Origin of the sequence: Caldanaerovirga acetigignens (assembly GCF_900142995.1) — a bacterium.
Lineage (GTDB): Bacteria > Bacillota > Thermosediminibacteria > Thermosediminibacterales > Thermosediminibacteraceae > Fervidicola > Fervidicola acetigignens.
In genome coordinates, this window is sequence record NZ_FRCR01000003.1 from 124,879 (window position 1) to 151,170 (window position 26,292).

A 26,292-nucleotide genomic window follows, 5' to 3' on the forward strand; every position below is an offset into this window, starting at 1 on the left:
AGTCTGTTATTTTAAAACTACCATCATTAAGATGGATAGTCCAAGGAAAGCTACTGCTAAAATTTCCGTAAACTTTGCCAATTTGTCATCAATACCCTTTTTCTTCCCGAAAAAAACCTCCGCTCCACCTGAAATAGTTCCTGAAAGGCCGGTACTCTTCCCTGATTGCAAAAGGACTGTAGCTATAAGTCCTATGCAAATAAGAACGTATATCATTGAAAAAACGATGCGAAAAGCCTGCACCTCCTGCACCCCCTTTTTCAATTAACGAATGTAATTTTATCACAATATGCCTAAAAACTCAATATTGCCAGCCGTCTTATGAAAAGGCAAATAAAGAAAACCCTTCACTATAAAAAGGGCCTGCAAAAATATTAATCACTATTCTTTGTCCGCAGTAGACTTGTTTTCGAAGACGATTTCCTCTTTTTCCCCGTTTTCTTTTTCAATCTGAATGGTACAGCGAGTAACCAATGCCGCTATCACTCCTATGGCGGCAAGATAAGGAGCCAATATAGCACCAATAGCACCAACGGTTACTGGAATCTCAAGCAGTACCATGTCGCCGTGTTTTATTCTCAAACGGGTCACATTTCCCTTTCGTATCAGTTCCTTAATTTTTTCCAAAAGTTTATTCCCCTTAGCGCTAAGGTTGCCAAACTTTAAAAAATCCTTTTCCCCTTCTTCCTCTAAAATTATCAATGCTTTAACCACATCGCCGCCAGCAGCTTCCAAAGCTTCCTTAGCTTTGCGGTAACTGCAGCCCGTCCTTTCCCTCAATAAGTCAATTTTTTCTAGATTTATTTCCATTTTTTCGACCTCCTTCACATTTATTCTACCTCACAAAAGGCCATTTATGCAATAAAAAGGTATAAAAAGCCCCCCTAGAAGGGGAGCTCGTTTATTTTTTCTTTATATTGTAGAAGGCTGCAATTCCAGGGTATTGTGCCGCCGCGTCCAGTTCCTCTTCTATTCTTAGAAGCTGGTTGTATTTTGCAACTCTATCCGTTCTGGAAGGAGCTCCCGTCTTTATCATACCAGCGTTGACTCCTACCACCAAATCCGCAATTGTAGTGTCCTCCGTTTCACCAGACCTGTGAGAGACTACGGCGGTATACCCTGCCCTTTCGGCCATCTTAATGGCATCCAAGGTTTCGGTGAGAGTGCCTATTTGGTTGAGCTTAATCAAAATAGAGTTGGCCACTCCCAGTTCTATTCCTTTTGAAAGCCTTTCAGTATTGGTGACAAAAAGGTCATCTCCAACTAACTGGATTTTCTTACCAATCGCCTGGGTAAGGAGCTTCCACCCCTCCCAATCATCTTCTGCCATACCATCCTCAATGGATATGATTGGATATTTTTCAACTAGCCTTACATAATAATCTACCATTTCAGCAGGTGATAACTCTAAACCCTCACCACTCAACTTGTACTTTCCATCTGAAAAGAACTCAGAAGCTGCTGGATCTAAAGCAATATAAATATCCTTTCCGGGTGTATAGCCGGCCTTTTCGATAGCCTCAATTATATATTTTATAGCATCTTCATTGGAGGAAAGGTCCGGCGCAAATCCACCTTCATCGCCTACAGTAGTGCTTAGCCCTTTTTCTGAAAGGACTTTCTTCAAAGTGTGGAATGTCTCCGCGCCCATTCTAAGGGCATGTGCAAAATTTTCAGCCCCTACCGGCATTATCATAAATTCCTGAAGGTCCACATTATTATCTGCATGTTTTCCCCCGTTTAAGATATTCATCATAGGAATGGGAAGCGTCTTCGCATTCGTTCCTCCAATATAGCGGTAAAGAGGTATACCGAGGTAGTTTGCAGCCGCTTTTGCAACAGCCAGAGAAACTCCTAAGATGGCGTTAGCCCCTAACTTTGACTTATTTTTTGTGCCGTCTAGCTCTATCAGAAATTCATCTATCGCCACTTGATCGAGGGCATCCATTCCTTCAAGTTCTGGCGCTATTATCTCGTTTACATTTTCTACAGCTTTCAAAACACCTTTTCCTTTGAACCTTTTCGGGTCATTGTCCCTCAGTTCCACAGCCTCAAACTGCCCCGTAGAAGCTCCCGAAGGTACTGCAGCCCTTCCCAATGTGCCGTCTTCGAGGATGACCTCTACTTCTACTGTGGGATTTCCTCGAGAGTCCAAAATTTCCCTTGCAAATACATTGGCAATTATTGACATAAAATCACTCCTCCGTTTTATAATTTTTTTCTATTAGAGAGCTTCCTGTCATTTCCTCTGGTTTTTCTATCCCCAATAGCTCCAACATGGTCGGCGCCACATCAGCCAATATCCCCGGCCGGAGCCTGTATTTCCTGTCGCTCACCAGGATGAAAGGCACAGGGTCGCTGGTATGAGCCGTATGCGCTTCGCCCGTCTCGTAGTCCACCATTTTTTCCGCATTGCCGTGGTCCGCGGTGATTATGACCGTCCCGTTCTTTCTGATAACGGCATCCACCACCCGTCCCATACACTGGTCCACCGCCTCTATAGCTTTAACCGCGGCTTCGTAAACGCCCGTGTGGCCTACCATGTCTGGATTTGCATAGTTCATTATGATTACATCGTATACGTCTTCGTTTATCTTATTTATAACCGTATCCGTCACTTCATAAGCGCTCATTTCCGGCTTTAAGTCGTAGGTGGCAACTTTCGGAGAAGGTATCAATATCCTCTCTTCGCCGGGGAATGGCTTTTCTATCCCACCGTTAAAAAAGAACGTCACGTGGGCGTACTTTTCTGTCTCTGCTATACGAAGCTGCTTTAATCCCTCTTTAGATATGACTTCGGCAAAAATGTTATTCATCGACAAGGGTTCATAAGCGACCTTTGCATTTTTAACTTTTGCATCGTACTGCGTCATGCATACGAAATTGACAAAGAAAAATCCCCTTTTCCTTGCGAACCCCTGAAAGTCCTCTTCACAAAAAGCATACGTCAGTTGCCGCGCCCTATCCGGCCTGAAGTTGAAAAATATTATGGAATCCCCTTCTTCCACTGTCGCAATAGGTTTACCGCTTCCATCGACGATAACCGTAGGAATTACAAACTCGTCGGTCTCGCCCCTTTTATAGGCTTCTTGTAGAGCTTCCATTGCACTTCTTGCCTTGAGCCCTTCCCCCAAAACCATAGCGTTATAAGCTTTCTCGGTTCTTTCCCATCGGCGGTCCCTATCCATAGCGTAATACCTTCCAGCAATCGTAGCTATTTTGCCAATACCAATTTTCGACATTTCGTTTTCGAGTCTTTCGATGTAAATGGCCGCATTAGCAGGTGGAACGTCCCTCCCGTCGAGGAAGGCGTGGACGTAGACCCTTTTCATGTCTTTCCTGCGGCAAAGTTCCAAAAGGGCTATGAGATGGTCTATGTGGCTGTGGACCCCACCATCGGACAAAAGACCCATTAGGTGTAAAGCCTTGCCGGCTTCGCGTGCCTGCCTTACGGCATTTACGAGTTTTTCGTTTTCGAAGAATCTACCGCTTTTTATGTCTTCGCTTATTCGGGTAAACTCCTGATACACTATGCGCCCCGCTCCGAGGTTTAAATGTCCCACTTCGGAGTTTCCCATCTGGCCTTCGGGCAGTCCCACCGCAAGGCCGCTAGATTCCAACACGGTGTTCGGAAAATGCCTTAAAAGTCGGTCGAAATTGGGGGTGCGGGCGTTTAAAATTGCGTTACCCTGTACATTTTCATTTATGCCCCACCCGTCCAATATTATGAGTACAAGAGGTTTTTTCGCCACTTTGTTCAACTCCTAACCGCGATTGTATGTAGCTATTTGGTAAAAAGCCTTTGCATCAAGGCTTGCACCACCTACCAGAGCTCCATCTATATCCGGCTGAGCCATTAGGTCCTTAATATTGTCCGGTTTTACACTTCCGCCGTAAAGTATGCGGATATCCTGTGCAACGTTGCCGTAAAGTTTACAGAGCTTTTCCCTTATAGCCCCTATAACCTCCTGAGCATCGGAAGGCAGGGCTACTTTTCCCGTGCCTATGGCCCAGATGGGCTCGTAGGCAAAAATCAACTTGCCTCCATCTTCAATTTGGACTTCCCAAATCGCTTTTTCCACCTGACTTAAAACAACAGAAAGGGTCTCGCCTTTTTCCCTTTGTTCCAAACTCTCCCCTACGCAGATAATAGGGACTATCCCATACTTTACCGCCGATTTTACCTTCTTGTTTACAGTATCGTCGGTCTCTGCAAAATATTGGCGGCGCTCAGAGTGGCCTATTATCACGTAATCGCAAGGGATTTCTTTCAGCATGGGAGGAGAAATTTCGCCTGTAAAAGCGCCCTTGTCCTCCCAGTGCATGTTTTGCGCCCCCAACTTTATAGCGCTTCCTTTGAGTTTTTCAAAAGCTGCATAAAGGCTGGTAAAAGGAGGGAATATAGCTATTTCTATTTCTGAGGGAATATCTTTTGCAAGGGGGAGAAAGTCTTCAAGAAACTCCAACGTTTCCTTTACGTTCTTATGCATTTTCCAGTTGCCTGCAAAAAGCGGAGTCCTCGACATGCCCTTCACTCCTATCATTTGTCATTTAAAACTGCAACTCCCGGCAATTCCTTTCCTTCCAAAAACTCCAGCGAAGCTCCGCCGCCTGTCGATATGTGAGTCATAGCATCGGCAAAGCCTAACTGCTCCACCGCAGCCGCCGAATCTCCTCCGCCGACGATAGTTACAGCGCCGGATTCCGCCATAGCTTTTGCCACGGCAAGGGTACCTTTCGCAAAATCCTTTATTTCGAAAACGCCCATCGGTCCATTCCACACTACAGTTTTTGCCTCTTTTATCACTTTTGCAAACTTGTCGCGAGTTACTTCACCAATATCTACGCCTATCATGTCATCGGGTATTTGGCTTACAGGGACCGTCCTGTATTCAACTCCTTCTTTCACTTCAGGAGCCACCACCACGTCATCCGGCAGCAGAGCTTTTACTCCTTTTTCTTCAGCTTCTTTTAAAAGGTCCTTCGCGAGTTCTATTTTGTCCTCTTCAAGGAGGGACCTGCCGATATTATACCCCAATCCTTTCAGGAAGGTAAAAGCCATCCCTCCGCCTATTAGTAGATAGTCCACTTTGCTTAAGAGATTCCTTATGACGCCTATCTTATCGCTTACTTTTGCTCCACCCAAAATTGCAACAAACGGCCTTTCTGGTGCTTCAAGGGCCTTACCCATAATTTCTATTTCCTTTTTCATCAAAAACCCCGCACCCGCAGGCAAAAACTCAGCTACTCCTGCCGTAGAGGCGTGAGCCCTGTGGGCTGTGCCAAAAGCATCATTTATATATATGTCGGCAAGCCTTGCAAGTTTTTCTGCAAATTCCCTGTCGTTGGCCTCCTCTTGTGCATAAAACCGGACGTTTTCAAGAAGCATTACGTCTCCGGGTTTCATAGAAGCTACGGCTTTTTCCACCTCTTCACCTATGCAATCCCCGGCCATAACGACATTTTTTCCCAAAAGCTCTGAAAGTTTTCTCGCCACGGGCGCCAGGCTGTACTTGGGGTTTTTCTTTCCCTTGGGCCTTCCCAAATGGGATGCCAGTATAACTTTCGCACCATTTTTAATAAGGTACTGGATGGTGGGCAACGTTGCTCTTATTCGGGTATCGTCTGTGATATTTCCCTTTTCGTCCATTGGAACGTTAAAGTCTACCCTCACCAGAACCCTTTTGCCGTTGACGTCAAAATCTTCAACGGTCTTTTTATTCACCTAGACTTCCCCCTTCCAACTCTATAAGTTTTCTCGCAGCTCCCTCGTCGGTAATGAGAGCTGTCGGACAGTGATATTTTAAAAAAGCCCTTATGGCTGGTGCTTTTTTTGCACCTCCCGCCACCGATATTACTTTTCGTACATTTTTTAAATCCGCAATGCTGAGCCCTGCGCTAGTTGTGGTAAATACTACCCTTCCTTCACTGTCAAAGTAATATCCGAAAGCTTCTGCAACAGCTCCTTTTTTTAAAATTTCCTCTATGATACTTTCATCAAGACCTCGCCTTCGAGCCATTTCTTCAGCCCTTCCGATGCCGTGAATCACAACATCGGCATTTTTAATTAGAGATAACACTTCTCTTATGCGCGGTTCGCTGGTTATGGACTCCATCGCTTCAGGTCCCAGGTTATCCGGGACATAAAGCAACCTGTATCGAGCCCCCAGCCGTTCTGCCAACTCCGCTGCTATGGTATTGGCCTGAATTTCTACTTTTTCACCAAGACCACCTCTTGCTGCAACTACTACCACATCCTCAAATCCCTCAAGTCGGGGCATGCCTTTGGGTACTTGAGCCATAGTGGTTCCACCAGTTACAGCCACGATATCCCCGTTTTTCAAAAAAGACTTCAGATAAGAGGCAGCCTCTTTTCCCATAAGATTTTTGACAGTCTCATCTACATCCGAATCGCCCGGTGCAATTATCACCTCTTCGCATCCAAATCTTTCTTTAATCCTATCGGCAATAAAGTTTAATCCTTTCATAAAGTATACGAAATTCTCAAGGCAATTTATAAGTGCCTCTCCTTCTCTTGAAACCTTCATCCCTTTCGGTTCAATTTCTAGCAAACCCAATTCTTCTAATCGCTTAACCTCCGTCCTCAGGGACCTTTCCGAAAGGGACATTACAGAGGAAAGAGCTCTTCGGCCTATCGGCTGATTGTAATAAATATTTTTTAGAATCTCAAATCTCTGCTCAACTACATGTGCCATCTCTGGAGCAATCTTTTTAAGGAGGTTTGCAATTTCTTCCATTCAATGCGGTCTCCTTTTAAGCAAAATAGCCCAAAAGGGCTATTTTGCTTTATAGTCCCTTCTCCGCTATATATTTCACTAAATCCATCACACGGCAGGAATAACCCCATTCGTTGTCGTACCAGGCTACTACCTTTACCAAATCGCCTTCCATCACCATGGTGGAAAGTCCGTCCACTATTGAGGAAAGCTCTGACCCTTTGAAGTCCATGGAGACCAAAGGTTCCTCGGTATAACCCAGAATCCCTTTCATGGGGCCTTCAGCTGCAGCTTTTAGTGCCTGGTTCACTTCGTCTACCGTCACGCTTTTTTCCACTACCGCAGTAAAATCCACTATCGATACGGTGGGAGTCGGAACCCTCAGGGCAAAACCATTTAATTTGCCTGCAAGTTCGGGTATTACCAAAGCTACAGCTTTTGCAGCACCTGTCGTTGTCGGGATTATATTTAACGCCGCAGCCCGCGCTCTTCTCAAATCTTTGTGGGGAAGATCTAAAATCCTCTGGTCGTTGGTATAAGAGTGAACCGTATTCATAAGCCCTTTTTTAATCCCAAAGTTATCCATCAAAACCTTCACTACTGGTGCAAGGCAGTTTGTGGTGCAGGAAGCATTGGAAATTACGTTATGTTCTTTGGGATTATATTTTTCGTGGTTTACCCCCATAACGATGGTGATATCCTCGCCCTTAGCCGGAGCGGATATAATAACTTTTTTAGCTCCGCCGCCGTCGATGTGTTTTACAGCCTTATCTTTTGAGGTAAAAACACCTGTTGACTCTACAACTATATCTACACCTACATCCTTCCAAGGAATATTAGCAGGGTCTTTTTCGGCAAATACCTTTATTTCTTTTCCGTTTACTACAATCGCATCTTCTTTTGCGGCAACCTCGCCTTCAAACCTGCCGAAAACTGAATCGTATTTCAAAAGATGAGCTAAGGTAGCTGCATCGGTAAGGTCGTTAATGGCCACTATTTCTATGTCAGGATGATTTTTAAGTGCGGCCTTGAAAGAATTTCTACCTATCCTTCCAAACCCGTTGATTCCAACCTTAATACCCATGAAAAATCCTCCTTCGATTGCGTTTTTTAATATTTTGTCTCATTTTAATTAATTTAATTTATTTCCAACGATCACCTCCCGGGATATTTTTTGTCCCTATGTTATATTTTACGTCCCGCGTATTTTAAAAAAAATTACCAAAAAGGTTCTTGCATAATATATTATATATAATTCCACGCATACCATTCAATACCTTCTTTTAAAATATTAATATCTTTTCCTTTTTGCCGAAGAAGGTATTCCAAGCTGTTCCCTGTATTTTGCCACGGTGCGCCTTGATATCCTTATACCTTTCTTTTTCAAGTCATCGGCTATCATCTGATCGCTCAAGGGGTTATAAGGGTCTTCATTAGAAATCATCTCTTTTAACATTTTCTTTATGGTCTCAGCGCACGTCGAAGACCCGTTTTCATTTTCCAGGCCGTTTTGGAAGAAAAATTTCAGTTCAAAAACCCCTCTAGGTGTTTGGACATATTTGCCGCTTATCGCTCTGCTGACGGTAGATTCATGCACCCCCACAACATCTGCTATCTGTTTTAAAGTGAGGGGTTTTAAACCCGATATGCCTTTTTCTAAAAAATCGCGCTGCACTTCCACGATGGCCTTTATAACTTTATAAAGAGTCATCCGCCGCTGTTCTAGGCTTTTTATGAGCCAGAGGGCCGCTTCCAGTTTTCTTGTCAGAAACTTGGAAGTCAAAGACTCCTTATCTTCCGACATTAGCAAGGACCTGTAATATGGGTTAATTGAGAGCCTCGGAGTTACCGAATCGTTCATTATTACCACATACTCATTGCCGACTTTTTCTATAACCGCATCTGGTATTACATACTGGATTTCGTTAGCCGACGAAAAGTTCCTCGCCGGTTTGGGGTCTAAGCTCAGCACTATATCTTTTAGTTCCTGAACTTTAGAAAGCGGCACATTTAGCTTTTCTGCTATTCTCGTGTACCTTGCTTCCGCCAAGTCTTCTAAATGATGTTTTATTAATTCATTCAATTTGTGGTCTTTAATTCCTTTATGTTCTACCTGAATCAAGAGACATTCCTGTAGGTTCCTTGCGCCAACACCAGGAGGGTCAAGGGTTTGGACTACTTTTAAGGCTTTTTCCACCTCTTCCTCGCGAACTCTTAAAATCCTTGCTGCCTCCTGCACGCTCACCGCAAGATATCCATTTTTATCTAGATTTCCTATCAGGAATTCTCCTATTTTAAAAATTTTTTTGTCGGCAACTGCTAAGCGAAGCTGCATCAAAAGATATTCTTGCAGTGTCTGGTTAGCAGAGACAAAATTTTCAAAACTCGTCTCCTCTTCTTTTCTCTCCTTGGGAAATCTCAGAAAATCCCAATCGAAATAATCCTGCAAGTATTCTTCCCACTCTATAGTGTCCTCGTTCGCCTTACCTTCATCAACCCTCATTCCGTCTTCCGAAAAGGCCATATATTCATCCTCTTCTTTATCTAAAAGAGGATTATTCAACAGCTCTTGCTCTATATAGTCGCAAAGTTCCAGACTGGATAACTGAAGTATCGTTATCGCTTGTCTCAACTCCGGAGTCATCAAAAGCTTTTGGGTCTGAGAAAGGGTAAGACTATAATTCATTTGCATAATTTGAGCCCCCTAAGCCCATAAAATCCAAAAAAACAGATTATTATTTATTATATTCGACAAGAATATCAATCTTACCTCTTTTGCAAATATACATTTATTGAACAATTTTTTTTAAAATTAAAGCGAAATATTATATAACACACTTTTAATTTTATTATATCATAAAATAAAAAAGAGGGGGAGGACCCAAAATTAATCTCTCCCCCTCCGCCTTTTAATGGGTTTCTACGTCCCTCGCACCGTTTTGCCTCATTATGTCTGCCGCCTTTTGTACTTTTTGATCGTGGGTGCGGACTGCTGCCAAAATCTTACCTCTTTTAACTTCTTCTTCATAATAACGGCCTCTCTCCTCCGGAATACCCCAGTCTAAAAGTCCGCCAGCTATTCCACCAGTTGCAGCACCCGATAGCATTCCCGCTATAGGCCCTGCCGCAACTATGGGCCCAAGTCCTGGTATTGCCAAAGCTCCGGCTCCAACCGCAAGTCCTGCTAAGCCTCCTAAAATTCCTCCAGTAGTAGTACCATCCGCTATCGTGTCCATGTTCATCGTTTCATCATTCCCGTTTCCTCTCTTCGTGCCTTTCGCAACCACCGAGATCTCATTGGTATCAAAACCAGAATTTCTCATCTCGTTTACTGCTTTCTCGGCCTGCTGACGGTTTTCAAAAACTCCTATAACAGTCTTAGCCATTTTTATACCTCCTCCTAGCTTTTCACAGTTTTATTGTCTCCTCATTTTTCATCGCTAATACACACATTTTTTTATGCAAAAAGGAAAAAAATAAAATTAAGGTATATATAAGTTCTAGGAGGAGGACATAATGTTGGACCAATTCTTTCAAGACATTCAAAACATAGCTGATGTCGTCAGAGATCAGCATATATCAACGGAGCAGCAGATTAAAAGTTCTCTTTCACAGGCATCTTGCAACATGATGGACTCCAGACGCTTAGAAAATATACTAAATAGCGCAAAAAAGCTGGAACAGTTGGCAAAAATGGGGTTTTCCAATATACAGGCCAATGCCCCACAGTTCAAAAATATATTGGAAAGCATGGAAAAGCAGTGCCACGAGCAGCAGGTGGCCATTGATATGCAGGTAATTCAGGCGATGCAGCAGGCCATATCGGCTCTGGCAAGGGCTCAAAATGCCCTTTTACAAAGTCAAGCAATAGACAAAGTATTTGAGACCATAACAAAGTGCGATGATTCTCTTTCACAAATCGAAAAAGCTTCCAGTTCAATTACCCAATAATTATTCAAATTCTTCCATTATCGCAACTCCCGAGCTTGTACCTATTCTGGTAGCTCCTGCATCGAGCATCTGCAATGCGGTTTTTAGATCCCTTATTCCGCCGGAAGCTTTTATCCCCATTTTGCCTTCAACTAACTTGGATATCAGCCGTACGTCTTCTACAGTGGCCCCCCCAGGGCCAAAACCAGTAGAGGTCTTCACAAAATCCGCTTTCGCATCCATGCAAAGTTTTACAGCAGTAACCTTTTCATTTTCCGTAAGATAACACGTTTCGATGATAACTTTAACTATAGTTTCAGGGTTTGCTTCCTTTGCCGCCTGTACAACTCCTTCAATGTCCTCTTTCACCGCATAATAATCTCCGCTTTTTAAATATCCAAGATTTATAACCATGTCCACCTCAGAAGCTCCGGCTTCAACAGCTTTTTTTGCTTCAAACGCCTTAACTTCTGGTGATATAGCCCCAAGAGGGAATCCCACGGTTGTTCCAACTTTCACATCGCTTCCCGAAAGTTTTTCGGCGGTGTAGCTCACATAACAGGGACTCACACACACTAAGTAAAAGCCGTATTTTTTTGCTTCTTCGCAGAGCTTGTCGATATCATCATAAGTAGCCGTAGGTTTTAAAAGAGTTTGGTCTATAACTTTTGCCAATTGTTCTTTCGTTATCATTAAAAAACCCCCTTTAAAAGATAATTTCCCAAAGGAATCCAGAGTTAGTTTTAAATATTCGGCAATACTTTTTAATAAGTTTCCATATTTTATTTTATCAAACATTGAACTTATCATGAATTTTTAATAAAATAATGTGCCGTCAACCTGTCATCAGACATCGAGGATTATTCGAATTCTGCCCTCCGAGCGAGTACTCATTTCCCGAGGCGATGTTTCATCACTTCCGTAGTCCCTACCCCAACACTAAGGAACTCGCGCCTTTAGCCGGGGCTCCCCTTATGTCCCTATAAATAATACCCTCTCGGGGAGAGCGGCGTTAGCACCACCGCCATCGCTACAAGATATAGCTTTTGCCCCAAAGCGTTGACAACCAAAATTCCTCATGAATAAATTGCCGCTCGCAAGTTCCAGTATGGGGAGGGGATGAAGATGCTTTGGAATTGCTTTCTGGCTTTTTTGTTAAATGCAATGTACACTTCCCTTCACACTTTAAAAACCATAATGATAAGCCGAAAGATACTAAAACCCGCTTATCTAATAGTATTTCTTGAAGCTATAGTAACAGCTTTAGGTTTCCAACTAATTTCACAAAACAGACAAATTCTCTTACTGCTTGCCTTTTCTTTTGGAAGGGTGGCTGGCGTATGGCTTGGCCACTTTATTGAAGACATCATGGGAATAGGTGTAGTAGAAGTCTCTGTTTTTGCTAAAAAAGAAAAAGCCAAAAAAATCGCAGATTCTTTAAGAGATATGGGATATTCGGTAACAACCCATAAAGGTTATGGCTATGGCGGAGCCGAACGATTTTCAATAAATATTACAATTATAAGAAAAGAGCTGCCCCTATTAAAAGAACTTCTGAAAAGATATGGTTATGAAGAAGCCACCATGGTCGTAAGGGAAGTTGAAGCAGTAAGCGGCAAAATTTGCGTAACCAACAAATCTAAGGAAAGAAAAATGTTAAAAAAACCTCTCTTTAAAATGTTCAATCAAACCTCTGCTTAATTATTTTAAAATCCCGCCTTTTGTTCCCAAATTTAATACCTATTATATTGATTTCTACGACTTTAAAATTATACCTGCTTCTGAACAAAAATATTTATTTTGCATGAAGGAATCTGCCATTTTTTGTAGTATTTTAACAGTAATAAATACCATTTTTATTAAAGGAGGGGATAGAGATGGATTCTTTAAAACTTATCATTCAAAAGGATGACTGGAAAAAAGAAAAGCACGTCCCAGTCATAGAGATAAAAGGACCAACTAAAAAAGGCGAGCCAATAGACGTATATCTTTGCGTCGGGAAAGAAATCCCTCACCCGAATACCACTGAACATCACATCAGGTGGATAAAACTATTTTTCCAGCCCGATGGCGAAAAATTCACCATTCACCTGGGAACCTACATGTTTGAAGCTCATGCTGAATCAACAGAAGGACCCAACAAGGGTTCTGCAAAATGCGAACCTTACGTGTATACCCGCGTGATTTTGGAAAAACCAGGTTCGTTGACCGCCTTAAGCTACTGCAACATCCACGGCCTATGGGAGAATTCACTGAGAGTAGATTTTGAAAATTAATATAAGGCCTTAGGGTAAAAAGTTTACCCTAGGGCCTTACTTTTTTAGGACATTGCGGATTTTTAGACTTCTCGGCCAACATATGCCATTACTTTCATTCGCACATTCATCAAAATAGAGAAAAATATTTCAGCGATTGCAAAACTGATAAAAGTTTAAAAGCATGGATATCCTATATAAAGCACATATTATAAACATGAGGTGAATCTAAATGACTGAAATTTACTTAAACCTAGGGCAGGAAATCAACTATTTCGACATTAATTCTCTTAAGAGGAGACTCCAGTCGATAAAGCCTGGAGAAGAAATCGTCATCCGTATGGAAGCTACAGATGCGCATCAAGCCGACCTTATAGTGGAAGAGTTGAAGAATCAGGGCTTCGATTACCAGCCTCACGGCGGTCATTCGGGAGAATACTTCCTGATAGCCAAGAAAAAAGGCTGAAGTCATAAATTTAGATCTATATAAGGATGCTCCCCGACAATCGGGGAGTTTTTTTCTTTCCAACAGAACCCATTAAAATAAAACTTAATATAATTATAGTAGACTCGAAGGAAGGAGGGTTAATTTTGATGAGTGAGTATCCGAACTACCCCAGCTATAATGGTTGCCCCGATTATCACGACCATCACGAACATCATAACCACGACTATAATGACCACCAATACGACCACTGCAACTTCGACATGATCGAAGCCGAGATGATGTCCATGTACGATCCGCTCTGCCATGAGATAATGCATCACGTTCGGATGGTATGCGACAGGTACGATGACCCATGGAGATGCCCTTGTCCCACCCGGGAGATGGTGGAGCGCTGGTGCGATGAAGTTTTATATTCGTGGTCCCCGTCGTGGTATTCTGCCGAAGCAGAAACCCAGCAGTTTGGAAGAAGGCCGCTGCGCTCACTAGTGCTTGCCCTATTAATATTTGAATTACTGCGCAGAAGGCGCAGAATATATAGATGAGGTGAAAGGAGAGGGAAACCCCAATTATAACTACCATCCCTCTCCTTTTCGTTTACTAGAAAAAATTATTAGGTTATTTCCGGGGAAATATTACCTTCTTTCTCTATCTCCCAATAATTTTATGTAAAAATAGTATTGGAGAGAAAATAGATTCGTTGCAATTTACTACTAAAATTTGTTAAAATAATATAGTCCTAATAATTTCTAAAAGTTAAACTTGTTATTCAATTTGCCTATTACGAGGAGGGGTTTTGTTGAATCTCCTGTTAGAAGCTCGAAATTTATACAAGGTATACAAGATGGGAGAGGTTTATGTCGAGGCCTTAAAGGGCGTAAGCTTCGAATTGTTAGAAGGTGAACTAGTCGTCGTGCTCGGTCCGAGCGGTTCAGGAAAGAGTACTATACTTAATATTATAGGGGGCATGGACAGACCAACAAAAGGAGAGCTTTTTTTTTTATTGGCAAGCCTTTGCATAATGCTGATTTAAGGAAGCTCACATTCTATCGCAGGAATGAAGTTGGATTTGTCTTTCAATTTTACAATCTCATGCACAATCTAACCGCTTTGGAAAACATACTTCTTTCAGTTCAGATAGCTAAAAACCCGCTTTCGGCTGAAGAATTGTTAAAGAAAGTTGGTCTTTACGATAGGAAGAACCACTTCCCCTCCCAACTTTCCGGGGGAGAGCAGCAAAGGGTAGCAATAGCTAGAGCTATGGCAAAAAACCCAAGGATGCTGCTTTGCGATGAACCTACGGGTGCTCTAGATTATAAGACAAGCATTCAGGTGTTGAGGCTACTCAAGGACTTTTGCGATATATATTCAAAGACAGTGGTGATAATAACTCACAACACCGCTATTTCACGGATTGCCCATAGAATATTTTATTTGAAAGACGGCAGGCTGGACAAAATTGAAGTAAACGAAAACCCACTGCCTCCAGAGAAGGTGATTTGGTAATGTTAAGACAAAAAATGTTAAGGGACTTAAAAGAAAATAAAGGGTCTTATATTGCGTGTACTACAATAATTTTCCTGGGACTTATGATTTTTATTTCTCTAACTATTGTAGTACAAAATCTGAGAATATCCCAAAAGACATTTTACAAAGAACTGAACTTCGCCGATGGTTTTATAAGATTGCGCGGAATTCCTTCGGGCGAGGTAAAGCGACTCGAAAGCATTAAAGGAATACAAAAGGTACAGGGGCGCATGGTAAAAGATGTAATAGTACTAATGCCAGGTACGAGCGACAATGTATACTTAAGACTTGTTTCTGTTGACCCGAATCAAAAAGATCCCATAAACGGTGTCCTCCTCATTAAGGGTTTACATCTTGAAGATGATTCGTTGAGCATATGGGTTGACAGCAAATTTTTCAAAACACATAACCTAAAAATTGGCAACAAAATTCAGATTATAGCAAGTGGAAAGGTAAGAGAGCTTTCAATAGCGGGCTCGGGAGATAGCCCAGAATTCGTATACGCCCTTCGCACGGCATCTGATCTTTATCCTTCGCCGGAAACTTTCGGAATCGCTTTTATGCCTATAAAATCCATGAAAAAGCTTTTCCCTAATGATAACCTGTTTAATGAAATTGTATTTACTTTAAAGCCAGAAACCGACTTTGAAAAAGTGAAAGAAGAGTTGGAGAAAAATCTTTCAAAGTACGGCATAGAGAGCATTATTCCCCGCTCTGAACAACTGAGCCATCTTCTCCTTGACATGGAGCTCCAAAGTGTAGAATCGATGTCCCGAGCGATGCCTCTACTTTTTCTTTCTATTGCAGGTGTAATTTTATACATAACCCTAAAGAGACTTATAGAACAACAGCGAGTGCAAATAGGGATTTTAAAGGCTATGGGATATACCTCTAGAGAAATCCTATTACACTACATGTCTTATGCTATTTTTCTGGGGTTCGTAGGAGGATTCTCAGGAAGCTTGTCGGGAGCTTTCCTTTCCTTCCCATTGGCGTCGATGTACAGCAATTTTTTTAATCTCCCTAACCTTAAGGGAAATTTTTCTCCCACATTAATATTTTGCGGTATATTGCTTTCTCTTTTAACCTCGCTCATTGCTGGATATCAAGGGTGTAAGAAAGTTCTAGTACTTGAGCCTGCCGAAGCTATGCGTCCTCCTACTCCACCCTATGGAAAAAAAATCTTTTTGGAAAATATAAGATTACTTTGGAAAGTCCTAACGGTTCAGGAAAAAATGGCGGTCAGGAATCTATCGAGGAATGTTGGCAGGAGTCTATTTATATTTTTTGGGATAATGATTAGTTTTGCTATCTCAACTTTTACTTGGTCGATGAATGACCTGGTTCATAAGATGATGTTCGATCAGTATGAAAAAGTAGAAGTCTATGACGTTAAAATAAACTTTACAAGACCCCTTCATGAGAACGGCATCTTATATGAACTTTCGAACCTTTTTGGTATTAGATTCGTCGAACCTGTGCTGGAAGTACCCGCCACTATTAAGAACCAATGGCTGAAAAAGGAAGCAGTTATTCTTGGCCTTACGAAAAGCAGCAGGCTTTATAATATTATGGATAAAAATTACAATAAAGTTTCCATTCCAAAAAACGGTATACTAATTTCCGAAAGATTGGCAAAGCTTCTCAGAGCAAAAGTTGGAACTAAACTGGTAGTTGAAAGTCCCTTTAGAACGGATAAAGACCCCGAAATTATCGAGGTTGCGGGAATTATCCCCCAATATGTTGGGCTAAACGCTTATATGGAAATTGGAGCACTCCAAGAATTTTTAAAACAAAGGGATATTGTAACTTCTGCCTTGATAAAAATCGAACCGCAGGCTATAAAATCTTTTAAGCAAAAATATATGTATAGCAAATATATAAACTCGATTGAAGAAAGAAAACAGAGACTGTCAAAAATGAAGGAAATGATGGCTTCTTACGGCAGCATGATATATATATACGCTATTTTAGGAATAATAATAGGCTTTGCCATAATATACAGCTCCCTTGTAATATCCTTGTCAGAGCGCTCAAGAGAACTTTCATCTATGATGGTTTTAGGAATGAATCCCGAGGAGGTATTTTCTGTAGTAACCTTCGAACAATGGTTCATAAGTATACCCGCTATGATTTTGGGCATTCCCCTTTCAAAGGCTATGATGGCAGGAATTTCCCGTTTTATAAGCAATGATATGTTTAGCATACCAGAAATCCTAACACTCAAATCTTTGATTCTTGCATTCACGGTTACAACGTCTTCCATAATAACAGCTCAGAGGGCAGCATTAAGGAAGATTAAATTCATGAACATCTTAGAAGTTCTTAAATCAGTGGAGTAAAATTTTCATAAAAGAGGTGAGATTATGAAATGGAAGTTTTTTGCATTTTCGGCAATATTAATACTAATCTTGGCGCTTGTTTTTTATGAGAAAAATAGGGCAATTGAAGTTGAGATTATAGAAATCCAGCCAGTCACACTTGCCAAGACAATTAAGGAAGTAGGAAAAATTGTGCCTAAGGTGGAATACACCATCCAGAGCGTTGTAGCAGGAAAAATAATTAGAATGTACGTAGAAGAAGGCCACGAAGTCAAAACAGGACAGGTTTTAGCCGAAGTTGATTCTAAAGAACTGGAGTTTCAATTGAAACAACTTCAAGCCGAACTCAAAGTCTTAAAAGCGCAAGAAGCTTTATCATTTAGAAAACCCTTAGACTCTGAAGTCAAAACTCAAGAGTTACAAGTAGAAGAGGCAAAAAAAGATTTTGAAGCACAAGAGAGTGAATTTAAAAGAATAAAGGAGCTCTATAGCCAGGGTGCTGTCACTTTAAAAGAATACGAAAGCATAAAAAATATGCTGGAAAAGGCAAAAATAAACCTCCAAAGACAACAGGAAGCATTGAAACTTCTTTATGAATCCAGAAATCCTACCGAGGAATCAAGAACTTACTATGCAGGAAGAATCGAAGCCCTAGAAGCACAGATAGACCTTTTAAAGTATAAAATAGAAAGGTGCAAGGTAACTTCGCCTATTGACGGAATTGTGGCAGAACTTTCAACAAAATTGCAAGATGTGGTAAGCCCCGGAACCAAATTTATGAAAATATTTAAAAGCGGGGAATATCTGTTGGAAGTATTTATCCCTGCTGATTTTGCACCGAACATAAATCCGGGGATGGAGGTAAAATTGATCCAAGGTACAAACGGAAAAGAATTAATTTCAAAAGGGGTTGTTGAAAAAATCGCCCCCTCGGCTGTCGAAAAAATATCTGCCCTTGGAATCGAAGAACAGCGCATTAAAGTTACTGTAAAACCTTTTACCGCGGAAACATCAAAATTAATACCCGGCATGGTTATAGATGTAGAATTTACGATTCAAGAAAAAAAAGAAGTGCTTGCTGTGCCTAAAACTTCCCTTTTCCCCTATGGGGACGGCGACGCTGTATGGACGGTAGAACATGGAAGGGCCAAAATAATGCCCGTAAAAACAGGTTTTGAAAGTGATAATTTTGTAGTAATCGAGGAAGGATTAAAAGAAAAAGACCTGGTAATACTTAATCCCCAAACACCTGGTCTTAAAGAAGGTAGGAAAATCCGCTTAAAGCTCGCAAAACTGGAGATTTAAAAGGGAGCGCTAAAGCGCTCCCTTTTACAAATACATGCGAATTCACTTAAAATATTCCGGATACAGCTTTCTGAGATACTCCTGGTCAAAGACTACTCTTGTAAGGTGTTCCTCCATTAATTCTTCCGCCTTTTTTTCGTCCCTTTCCTTAATTGCATGGTATATTTTTTTATGGTCGTTTACAGTCCTATTCATGTCCATTTTTACGAAGTTGAGGATTCGCACTCTGTCAAAGTGCGACATCATGCTTCTAATGAGATTAAAAGTCGCTTCTTTGTTACAAGCCTTAAAAATCAACTCGTGAAATTTATTATCGAGAAAAAGCAGGTGCTTGAAATCCTTTCTCTTGGCGCTTACTTCCTGCAATTTCAGATTTTCTTCGATTTCAGCCTCGTATCTTTCATCAATCATCTTGCATGCAAGCTTGACAACCGCCTTTTCAAGAACACATCTTGCGAAACGAGATTCTTCCACCCTATCCATATCTATTTTGGAAATGTACGTGCCTCTCTGCGGGTATATTTCTACCAGAGACAACTTTGAAAGTTCTATCAGCGCTTCCCTGACCGGCGTGCGGCTGATTCCCAAAATCTTAGAAATTTCGCTCTCGCTTATTTGCTGTCCCGGCTCTAAGTTCATATTTATAATATTATGATACAGAACTCTTATGGCATACTCTCTCGCATTTTCTCTAATGTTTCTTTCCAGGACTTCCAGCATGCTATGGCACACCTGCTTTCTCGAGCATTTTTAATAATTTTTATCAATTTCTGCTCATCTTGTCAATAGCTTCCCATAATCCCATGATATACGTTGCTCCCAATGCCCTATCGTATAGTCCGTATCCCGGGCGTCCCGTTTCGCCCCATATCATTCTGCCATGGTCAGGACGCACATATCCATCAAATCCGCTATCGTAAAAAGCCTTAACTATTTCAAACATATCGAATGAGCCGCACTTTGACAGGTGAGCACTTTCGTAAAAGTCCTTTTCAGCTTCGAATTTTAGATTTCTTATATGGGCGAAGTGTATCCTCCCTTCTTTGGCAAACTCCTTGATTATTGCCGGTAGGTCGTTTCTCCGGTCAGCACCCAGCGAACCCGTGCAAAGAGTAATTCCATTGTATGGGCTCTTGTATAAATCAAGGAATTTACGAATATTTTCCCTGCTCGTAATAACTCTTGGCAAACCAAAGATAGGCCACGGTGGATCATCCGGATGTATGGCCATTTTTATATCGAATTTTTCTGCATACGGAATTATGCTGTCTAAAAAATATTTTATGTTCCGCCAATATTTTTCTTCGGTCATATCACTGTATTTTTTCAGGGTTTCGGAGATTTCTTTCAGCCTTTCCGGTTCCCAGCCGGGTAATTCGACATCACCGGATTGGTCTATAAATTCGTTAGCAAAATTTTTTGGATCAATCTTCATGACCATTTCATGCCGATATGCCATAGTTCGAGAACCGTCCTCTAAAGGCCTTTCCAGCTCCGTCCTCAACCAGTCGAATACAGGCATGAAGTTATAGCAAATTACCTTTACACCTATTTGCGCTAAATTTTTCATCGTTTCAATGTAGTTTTCAATATAAATATCTCTAGAAGGCTCTCCTAACTTTATATCCTCATGGACATTTACGCTTTCAATGACTTCGACTTTAAGTCCTTGTCTTTCAACCTCTTCTTTCAAAGCTTTGAGCCTTTCCTGCGGCCATACTTCTCCCACTGGAATGTCCATCAAGCTCGTAACAACCCCTGTGATGCCCGGAATTTGCCGGATATATTCTAGTGGAATTTTGTCGTACTCTTTCCCGAACCATCTAAAGACCAGTTTCATAGTTATATCTACCTCCAGTTTTTTGGCGATAGCTTAAAACCTTTGCAGCAATTTATCTTACTGAACCTCCAGTATCTTTTGATATAGAGCTTTTTGCTCATCGTTTAACATCTTGAGCACAGCCGGCACCATAGCGTTTTTGAACTCTTCCTTGTTAACGTCGGAAATTATCGTCATACCTTTTTCGATAAGCTTTTGCTTGCACGCTTCCGTATCCTTTTCAAACAACTGATTGGCGTAAACTTGTACCTCTTTTGCAGCTTCCAACACGGCTTTTCTCATATCCTCAGGGAGGGAATTGAGCTGTTTATTCCCAACTACAACGTAAACCCATCCTATTACGTGCTCCGTCTCGTTCACATACTTTTGCACTTCATAAAGTCCTCCACTCAATATCAAGTCATACGGGTTTTCTTGAGCTTCAATCACATTTTGTTGCAATGCTGTAAACACCTCGCTGAAGGCCATTACCTGCGGGCTTGCCCCTGCCGCTTTCCACGCTTCTACAAAAACAGGAACATTAGGAACACGCAGTTTTAGTCCTTTAAGATCGCTTAGATTTCTAATCGGCTTGTTTGAAGTCAGGTTTCTAGGTGCCCTCAAGTGATAATAAAGCGGTGTTACCCCTACTTTGTCCATGATTTCCTGGCTTATCTCCTTGCCTATTTCACCTTCAATCACTTTTTTCATGTGATTTATATCCCTAAATGCATAAGGTACTGCCATCAGTGCTGCTTTAGGTGCCCAGTTCTGCATGGATTCACCTGATATGGTCATATCCGCGGACCCATCCCTTATCATGTTGAGTACATCCATTTCGCTGCCAAGCTGCTCGTTGGGATACAATTTGATCACAAGGCGGCCATTCGTCTTTTCGTTGACCAATCTTGCAAATTCTTGGGCAGTCTTATGCCATATGTGTTCTTCATTTGCAAGGTAACCGAATTTCCATTCAATCGTCTCTTGTTTTTGCCCGGCATTATTTTCTTGGCCCTTCTTGCCTCCACTGCACGCTGTAATAGAAATCAAGACAAGAGCCAATACTAAAATTAGCGAAATTACTTTTACCCTTACTTTCATTTCAATTGTCCTCCCTCGCCATTGTAATATTTTTGTTGAATTTTTCCTTCCAGGCCCAAAGGCCTAATGCTGGATCGCTGACAAAAAACACCTCCTCTCCATTTGGCAGGGTATTAAATCCAGGATTTAAAATATCTGGATTGTAGATTTTATAAGCTTTTCTAAAAGGTAGATAATTGTAATTTACTTTTCTTATTTCTTTTTCTTTGAGCTTTTCAACAGCATAAGTTATGGTAAATCTTCCTTCGCTCGAGCCGTGTATCAGATGGGCCGCTATAGCCAAATTTTCTTTTAACTTTTCATCTTTATGTATAAGTTTTAGTATTTTTTGCATCCCTGCATATCCGTACTTTCTTATCAATTCTTCCCCTATCTCATTTTCCCCAAATCTCTCAATCCCCGGAGCCAGAATTATTAATTCTCCTCCATCCTGAATCGCCATCCTGGTCCTATAGATAGCTTTATTGCCTATCCAGGTGCTCCTGTATTTTTTGTCGTCTAGATAAACTACCACTTTCTTTACCGGCCTTTCGAGAAATTCGATGTTCTTTTTTTGACTTAAAGCTACGGCTTTTTCGAAAATCTTCCTGCTTCTGCCTATAAAGAGCCCATCTAAATTGATAGCACCCCCTTTAGTAGTAGTCACTGTCATCACATACATTATGGGGTATTCTTTTAAAAATTTTTCTTCAACGAAGTCAAATACTTGCCTCACAGGTGTCCTGTCGATTCCCATTATCCGCTCCATCCCGTGAACTGCCCCTATAAAATGGGACTTGTCGATAACATCCTTTCCGCCGCATCCCACAAGAATATTTTTCGTGTAACTGGCCATACCCACAATTTCATGGGGTACTACCTGTCCTATGGAGATAATAAGGTCATAGGCTTCATTTGCAATATGCTTGCTTATCTCAACATTTATGGGGAAACTCAAGGCACCTTGTGTTACTCGCTCGATAAATTCAGCAGAAACCTCACCAATCTTTTTTGTACCCTTCTCCCAATCATGGACCAAGAACCTTTCTTTAGGAATTTCATCTCCAAACATCTTTTTTCGTTCTAAGTCGCTGAGCGGCCTATGAGTTCCCGTAGCAGGCAGTATATCTACTTCGGAGCTTGGACTTAATAGTTCATATAAAATTCTCGTTATCATACCCGCATGAGAGTTTATTCTTGTAAAATCTGGTGGTATAATAAGAACTTTATCTAATTTTCTCCCTTCAAGAGCCCTATATAAAGCAGACCTTACTTCATCTTCTGAAACAGATCCGTTTCCTGGATTATCAATTATTATCTCGTTCATACTTTACCTCCACAGAATTTTTGAAAATAAGGTTATAAAGTTCGATGAAATTCCTGTATACATTCTTGTAAATCTCCACATTTTCCTTTATAGGTTCAATAGGCCTTTTTGCTCTCATCGCAGGCAAAGCATCTTCTTTTATCATGCGCTTAGCCCCGATTCCTACCATTGAAAGAAACGCCGCCCCTAGTGCAGCCGCTTCCTCGACTCCAGCTACAAGAATCTCTTTATCAAAGACATCGGCTTGTATTTGCAGCCACACTCCTGACTTCGCATATCCTCCGTTGGCAATAATTTTTCTTACGGGATTCCTCAATTGCTCCACCAGGGCATTGTAAATCATAAACATATTGAAGATAATACCTTCCATTGCAGCCCTAACAAGATGCCTTCTGTCATGGCTGAGGTTTAAGCCATATATGACTCCTCTCGCATCGGCCCTCCAATGAGGAGACCTTTGTCCCGTCAAATAAGGAAAGAATAAAAGTCCATCACTTCCCGGTCTTATTTCTTTTGCAAAGCTGTCAAAAAGTTCATAGACATTATTAAAGCCTTTTTCCATCGCTTCTTTCGAATATTCTCCGACATGCATATCTCTCAACCATCTTAATACTATTCCTCCATTGTTTATCGCCCCACCGGCAACCCATTTGTCTCTTGTGAAGCAGTAACACCAAGTCCTCGCTTCTTTATCTAGCAATGGAAAGTCCACAGCCGTCCTGATAGCTCCACTTGTCCCGATTGTGCTTGAAAGCTCGGTATTGTCGAAAACCCCGCATCCCAGATTTGCCAAAATCCCGTCGCCTGACCCTATGACAAGGGGGGTATCTCTAGGTATTCCCATAATTTTCGCATATTCCTCTTTCATGCCTTTAAGTACATGTATGCACTCTACTGGAGTACCAAATTTTTCTTTATCAACGCCTAGTACTTCTTTTAATACATCTTCATCCCATACAAATTTATGTATATTAAAGCAAGCCGTAGCCGAAGCATCCGTCAAATCGAGAATAAATACGCCGTAAAGTTTGAAAATTATATATTCCTTGATGCTGACAAACTTATAAGTTTTTTCGTAAATATCTCTGTGATTGTTCTTAATCCATAAAATCTTGCTCAATGGATACATCGGATGCTCTACCCTGCAACCCGTCTTTCTGTATAACGCCATGCAGTCAAAATTTTTTTCAATAAAACCCGCCTCTTTTATAGACCTGGTATCTGCCCACGTAATGACATTTGTTAAACAGTTCCCATACCTATCAACAGCTACAAGACTGAAAAGTTGCGTGCTTAAACCTATTGCATTTATCTTGTTCCTGGCATTTTCCACTTGTTCAATGCAATTTTTTACGACATCTAACATCGATTTAAAAACGACTTCAGGCTCTATTTCAGCTTTACCATCGGGCGAACTCCTCATGGGGTATTCCCTATAGCTTAAGCTAACTTCATATCCTTTTTCGTCGAATAAAACCGCCCTCACTCCTGTAGTGCCGATGTCGATGCCCATGAAAAGCTCTTTGCTCAAAATACCACCTTCCAATTTTAGGCCTGTGACTTCATTTCTTCGTCGAACAACAACACAACCAAATTTTCAATTGACTTTATAGCCATTTTTTCCACTGCTTCAGCCGTATAAGCACCTATGTGCGGCGTGAGCAGGAAATTATCCAATGTCAGCAATTTATGAAAGCCTGGAGGTTCTTTCGAAAATACATCCGAAGCTGCCCCCGCTATTTTGTCATTTTTCAGGGCCTCATAAAGTGCATCTTCGTCGATTAATCCCCCTCTTGATGTATTCACGATATACGCTGTCTTTTTCATCAATTTCAATGTATTTTCATTCACAATTTTGGCTGTAGCTTCAGTAAGGGGGACATGGAGGGTCACGAAATCTGCTTCTTTAAAAACGGATTCCAGACTCGCCATTTTTACATCGTATTTTTTGAGAAACTCACTATCTTCAAAGTACGGGTCATAAGCTATAATCCGCATTCCTATTCCATTTGCCAGTCTTGCCACTTCTTTTCCTATATTGCCAAGGCCTATTATTCCGGCTGTTTTTCCGGTAAGTTCTACCCCTTGAATGCGATCCCATCCTCCATTTTTTACAAGAAAAACGTGCTTTGCCAAGTTCCTCGCAAGGGCAAAAAACATACCAATAGCCAACTCTGCCACAGACGTAGCATTTGTGCCCGCTGCGCTGGCCACCTTAATTCCGAGCTCTCGAGCCGTTTTTAAGTCTATATTGTCAAGTCCAGCCCCGTATTTTGAAATAGCTTTTAGTTTCCTGGCATTTTTCAAGACTTTTTCCGTGACCGGGTCTATTCCTACTATTAGCCCATCCACATCTTCACACATCTTTAGCATCTGTTCCTCCGTAAGTGTTTTCCCGGTATCGTTGTAAATTAAATCCAAATCATACCTTTTAAGTAAGTTCTGAGCTTGTTCTTTTACCTTTAAAAATGACCTCGGAGTAATCAAAACCTTCGCTCTCATAGCTGCCTCCAAAAATTAAAATCTGTTTTAAAACTCAAGGATAACCTTGAAAACATTCTGATTTCCTTCTTCCAACAAGTTAATCGCCTCTTTTATCTCGGTAAAATGGAATTTATGAGATATCAAAGCAGTAGGATTCAGCTTTCTTTTATTAAATACATCTATCACTTCTTTGAATTTATTTGTCTGCAGCCTGGAACCGCATATTGTAAGTTCCCCTTTTGTTATGTTAAACTGCGGTATGCTGGACGGGGAAGTATCGAATCCTAATACCACAACCCTTCCCGCTTGAGAAACCACATTAACTGCCATTTCGAAAGTTTTTGGTGTGCACGCCGCATCTATTGCAATATTTACACCCATTCCGCCGGTAATTTTTCTTATTTCTTTTTCGATGTTTTCGCTAGCTTTTATTGCGTAATCCGCGCCTAACTCCAGGGCTTTCTCCAATCTAAAATCAACTATATCGGACACTATGCAAATTGCCCCTTTATACTTTGCATATTGCAAGATAGTAAGCCCTATAGGTCCCGCACCAATTATTAAAACAAAATCATCCTTTTCGACGCCTCCCCTCCACGTTGCCTGAGCTGCAATAGTGAAAGGTTCTATCATTACGGCTTCTTCCCAACTCAAATAGTCCGCAAATTTATGAACATTTGCGTCCTTTACAACTACATATTCCTGAAAACCTCCGTCAACATGGACTCCCATCACCTTTAAGTTTTCACAAACGTTTGGCCTACCTTTTCTGCACGGGTAGCATTTTCCACAATAGATTATAGGCTCTACGACTACTTTATCCCCGATTTTCAGATTCTTTACTTCCTTTCCTTTTTCAACAACCTCGCCGACAAATTCATGTCCAATAATCCTGGGATATGTGGCAACCGGAGACGTTCCGTGATAAATATGCATATCGGAGCCGCATATTCCGGCCAATCTTACTTTGAGCAAAACCTCGTCTCTGCTCTTTATTTCAGGAATATCCCTTTCGACCAATTCTATGTTCCCGGGGTTTGAAATGAGAACTGCTTTCACCTT

Annotated in this window: 25 protein-coding genes and 1 pseudogene; 8 read left to right on the forward strand and 18 right to left on the reverse strand. The window is 41.3% G+C overall.

From position 1 onward, the window contains the following. Positions 1-6: 6 nt before the first annotated feature. From secG to BUB66_RS03380, 10 genes are all read right to left on the reverse strand, one after another. Entirely contained in the window at positions 7-216 is a 210-nt protein-coding gene (gene secG / locus BUB66_RS03335; RefSeq protein ID WP_073254911.1) for a preprotein translocase subunit SecG, read from the reverse strand. A gap of 165 nt (positions 217-381) precedes the next feature. Beyond that, on the reverse strand, positions 382-810 hold the full coding sequence (locus BUB66_RS03340; protein ID WP_073254628.1) for a DUF4342 domain-containing protein: 429 nt from the start codon (positions 808-810) through the stop codon (positions 382-384). Between the two features lie 91 nt (positions 811-901). Continuing rightward, a complete protein-coding gene (gene eno, locus BUB66_RS03345) occupies positions 902-2,191 on the reverse strand; it encodes a phosphopyruvate hydratase (RefSeq protein ID WP_073254631.1) in 1,290 nt (429 codons plus the stop codon). Between the two features lie 4 nt (positions 2,192-2,195). Beyond that, on the reverse strand, positions 2,196-3,752 hold the full coding sequence (gpmI, locus tag BUB66_RS03350; protein WP_073254634.1) for a 2,3-bisphosphoglycerate-independent phosphoglycerate mutase: 1,557 nt from the start codon (positions 3,750-3,752) through the stop codon (positions 2,196-2,198). A 12-nt stretch (positions 3,753-3,764) separates the two neighbouring features. Then, positions 3,765-4,526 carry a triose-phosphate isomerase gene (gene tpiA / locus BUB66_RS03355; RefSeq protein WP_073254637.1) on the reverse strand — a complete coding sequence of 254 codons (762 nt, stop codon included), beginning with the start codon at positions 4,524-4,526 and terminating at the stop codon, positions 3,765-3,767. A 14-nt stretch (positions 4,527-4,540) separates the two neighbouring features. After that, positions 4,541-5,725: a phosphoglycerate kinase gene (locus tag BUB66_RS03360; protein ID WP_073254640.1), complete on the reverse strand. Its 1,185-nt coding sequence runs from the start codon at positions 5,723-5,725 to the stop codon at positions 4,541-4,543. Next, the gene (locus BUB66_RS03365) at positions 5,718-6,758 is read right to left on the reverse strand and encodes a sugar-binding transcriptional regulator (RefSeq protein WP_073254645.1); all 1,041 of its coding nucleotides are present in this window, start codon (positions 6,756-6,758) and stop codon (positions 5,718-5,720) included. The genes BUB66_RS03360 and BUB66_RS03365 overlap by 8 nt, the downstream gene beginning before the upstream one ends. A gap of 49 nt (positions 6,759-6,807) precedes the next feature. Continuing rightward, the gene (gene gap / locus BUB66_RS03370) at positions 6,808-7,821 is read right to left on the reverse strand and encodes a type I glyceraldehyde-3-phosphate dehydrogenase (protein WP_073254648.1); all 1,014 of its coding nucleotides are present in this window, start codon (positions 7,819-7,821) and stop codon (positions 6,808-6,810) included. A gap of 207 nt (positions 7,822-8,028) precedes the next feature. Beyond that, entirely contained in the window at positions 8,029-9,429 is a 1,401-nt protein-coding gene (gene rpoN / locus BUB66_RS03375) for an RNA polymerase factor sigma-54 (RefSeq protein ID WP_073254651.1), read from the reverse strand. A 217-nt stretch (positions 9,430-9,646) separates the two neighbouring features. Continuing rightward, entirely contained in the window at positions 9,647-10,123 is a 477-nt protein-coding gene (locus BUB66_RS03380; protein WP_073254654.1) for a general stress protein, read from the reverse strand. Positions 10,124-10,253: 130 nt separating this feature from the next. Here BUB66_RS03380 and BUB66_RS03385 point away from each other — a divergent pair, with 130 nt between their 5' ends. Next, positions 10,254-10,688 carry an exonuclease SbcC gene (locus BUB66_RS03385; protein WP_073254657.1) on the forward strand — a complete coding sequence of 145 codons (435 nt, stop codon included), beginning with the start codon at positions 10,254-10,256 and terminating at the stop codon, positions 10,686-10,688. Here the strand turns inward: BUB66_RS03385 and deoC are convergent, their stop codons facing one another. Continuing rightward, on the reverse strand, positions 10,689-11,360 hold the full coding sequence (gene deoC / locus BUB66_RS03390) for a deoxyribose-phosphate aldolase (RefSeq protein ID WP_073254660.1): 672 nt from the start codon (positions 11,358-11,360) through the stop codon (positions 10,689-10,691). It lies immediately after the preceding gene. Positions 11,361-11,792: 432 nt separating this feature from the next. On the opposite strand from deoC, the gene BUB66_RS03395 reads away from it, so the two are divergent. The 7 genes and pseudogenes from BUB66_RS03395 to BUB66_RS03420 all read left to right on the forward strand — a co-directional run bounded on the left by BUB66_RS03395 (position 11,793) and on the right by BUB66_RS03420 (position 18,520). Then, the gene (locus BUB66_RS03395) at positions 11,793-12,368 is read left to right on the forward strand and encodes a hypothetical protein (protein ID WP_073254663.1); all 576 of its coding nucleotides are present in this window, start codon (positions 11,793-11,795) and stop codon (positions 12,366-12,368) included. Positions 12,369-12,544: 176 nt separating this feature from the next. Then, positions 12,545-12,943: a class II SORL domain-containing protein gene (locus BUB66_RS03400; RefSeq protein ID WP_073254666.1), complete on the forward strand. Its 399-nt coding sequence runs from the start codon at positions 12,545-12,547 to the stop codon at positions 12,941-12,943. Between the two features lie 211 nt (positions 12,944-13,154). After that, a complete protein-coding gene (locus BUB66_RS03405; protein WP_073254669.1) occupies positions 13,155-13,388 on the forward strand; it encodes a hypothetical protein in 234 nt (77 codons plus the stop codon). Between the two features lie 125 nt (positions 13,389-13,513). Next, positions 13,514-13,912, forward strand: a complete 399-nt coding sequence (locus tag BUB66_RS12000) for a hypothetical protein (RefSeq protein WP_143156194.1) — start codon at positions 13,514-13,516, stop codon at positions 13,910-13,912. Positions 13,913-14,166: 254 nt separating this feature from the next. Next, positions 14,167-14,873: pseudogene (locus BUB66_RS03410) on the forward strand (ABC transporter ATP-binding protein). After that, a complete protein-coding gene (locus tag BUB66_RS03415) occupies positions 14,873-17,236 on the forward strand; it encodes an ABC transporter permease (RefSeq protein WP_084098683.1) in 2,364 nt (787 codons plus the stop codon). Before BUB66_RS03410 ends, BUB66_RS03415 begins: the two are co-directional and overlap by 1 nt. A gap of 24 nt (positions 17,237-17,260) precedes the next feature. Then, a complete protein-coding gene (locus tag BUB66_RS03420) occupies positions 17,261-18,520 on the forward strand; it encodes an efflux RND transporter periplasmic adaptor subunit (protein ID WP_073254675.1) in 1,260 nt (419 codons plus the stop codon). 42 nt (positions 18,521-18,562) lie between these two features. Here BUB66_RS03420 and BUB66_RS03425 read toward each other — a convergent pair whose 3' ends face one another. Genes BUB66_RS03425 through BUB66_RS03455 form a run of 7 tightly spaced genes read right to left on the reverse strand, consistent with a single transcriptional unit; the run spans position 18,563 to position 26,289 of the window. Continuing rightward, positions 18,563-19,240, reverse strand: a complete 678-nt coding sequence (locus tag BUB66_RS03425; protein WP_073254678.1) for a GntR family transcriptional regulator — start codon at positions 19,238-19,240, stop codon at positions 18,563-18,565. 43 nt (positions 19,241-19,283) lie between these two features. After that, positions 19,284-20,360: a mannonate dehydratase gene (gene uxuA / locus BUB66_RS03430; protein ID WP_073254681.1), complete on the reverse strand. Its 1,077-nt coding sequence runs from the start codon at positions 20,358-20,360 to the stop codon at positions 19,284-19,286. A gap of 57 nt (positions 20,361-20,417) precedes the next feature. Then, positions 20,418-21,440, reverse strand: a complete 1,023-nt coding sequence (locus BUB66_RS03435) for a TRAP transporter substrate-binding protein (protein WP_073254685.1) — start codon at positions 21,438-21,440, stop codon at positions 20,418-20,420. 1 nt (position 21,441) lies between these two features. Further along, the gene (locus BUB66_RS03440) at positions 21,442-22,746 is read right to left on the reverse strand and encodes a nickel-dependent putative hexonate epimerase (RefSeq protein WP_073254688.1); all 1,305 of its coding nucleotides are present in this window, start codon (positions 22,744-22,746) and stop codon (positions 21,442-21,444) included. Further along, a complete protein-coding gene (locus BUB66_RS03445; RefSeq protein WP_073254691.1) occupies positions 22,727-24,277 on the reverse strand; it encodes a gluconokinase in 1,551 nt (516 codons plus the stop codon). The genes BUB66_RS03440 and BUB66_RS03445 overlap by 20 nt, the downstream gene beginning before the upstream one ends. A gap of 17 nt (positions 24,278-24,294) precedes the next feature. Continuing rightward, positions 24,295-25,248, reverse strand: coding sequence for a phosphoglycerate dehydrogenase (locus BUB66_RS03450; RefSeq protein WP_073254694.1), 954 nt, complete (start codon positions 25,246-25,248; stop codon positions 24,295-24,297). Between the two features lie 27 nt (positions 25,249-25,275). Beyond that, a complete protein-coding gene (locus BUB66_RS03455; protein ID WP_073254697.1) occupies positions 25,276-26,289 on the reverse strand; it encodes a zinc-binding alcohol dehydrogenase family protein in 1,014 nt (337 codons plus the stop codon). Positions 26,290-26,292: the final 3 nt, after the last annotated feature.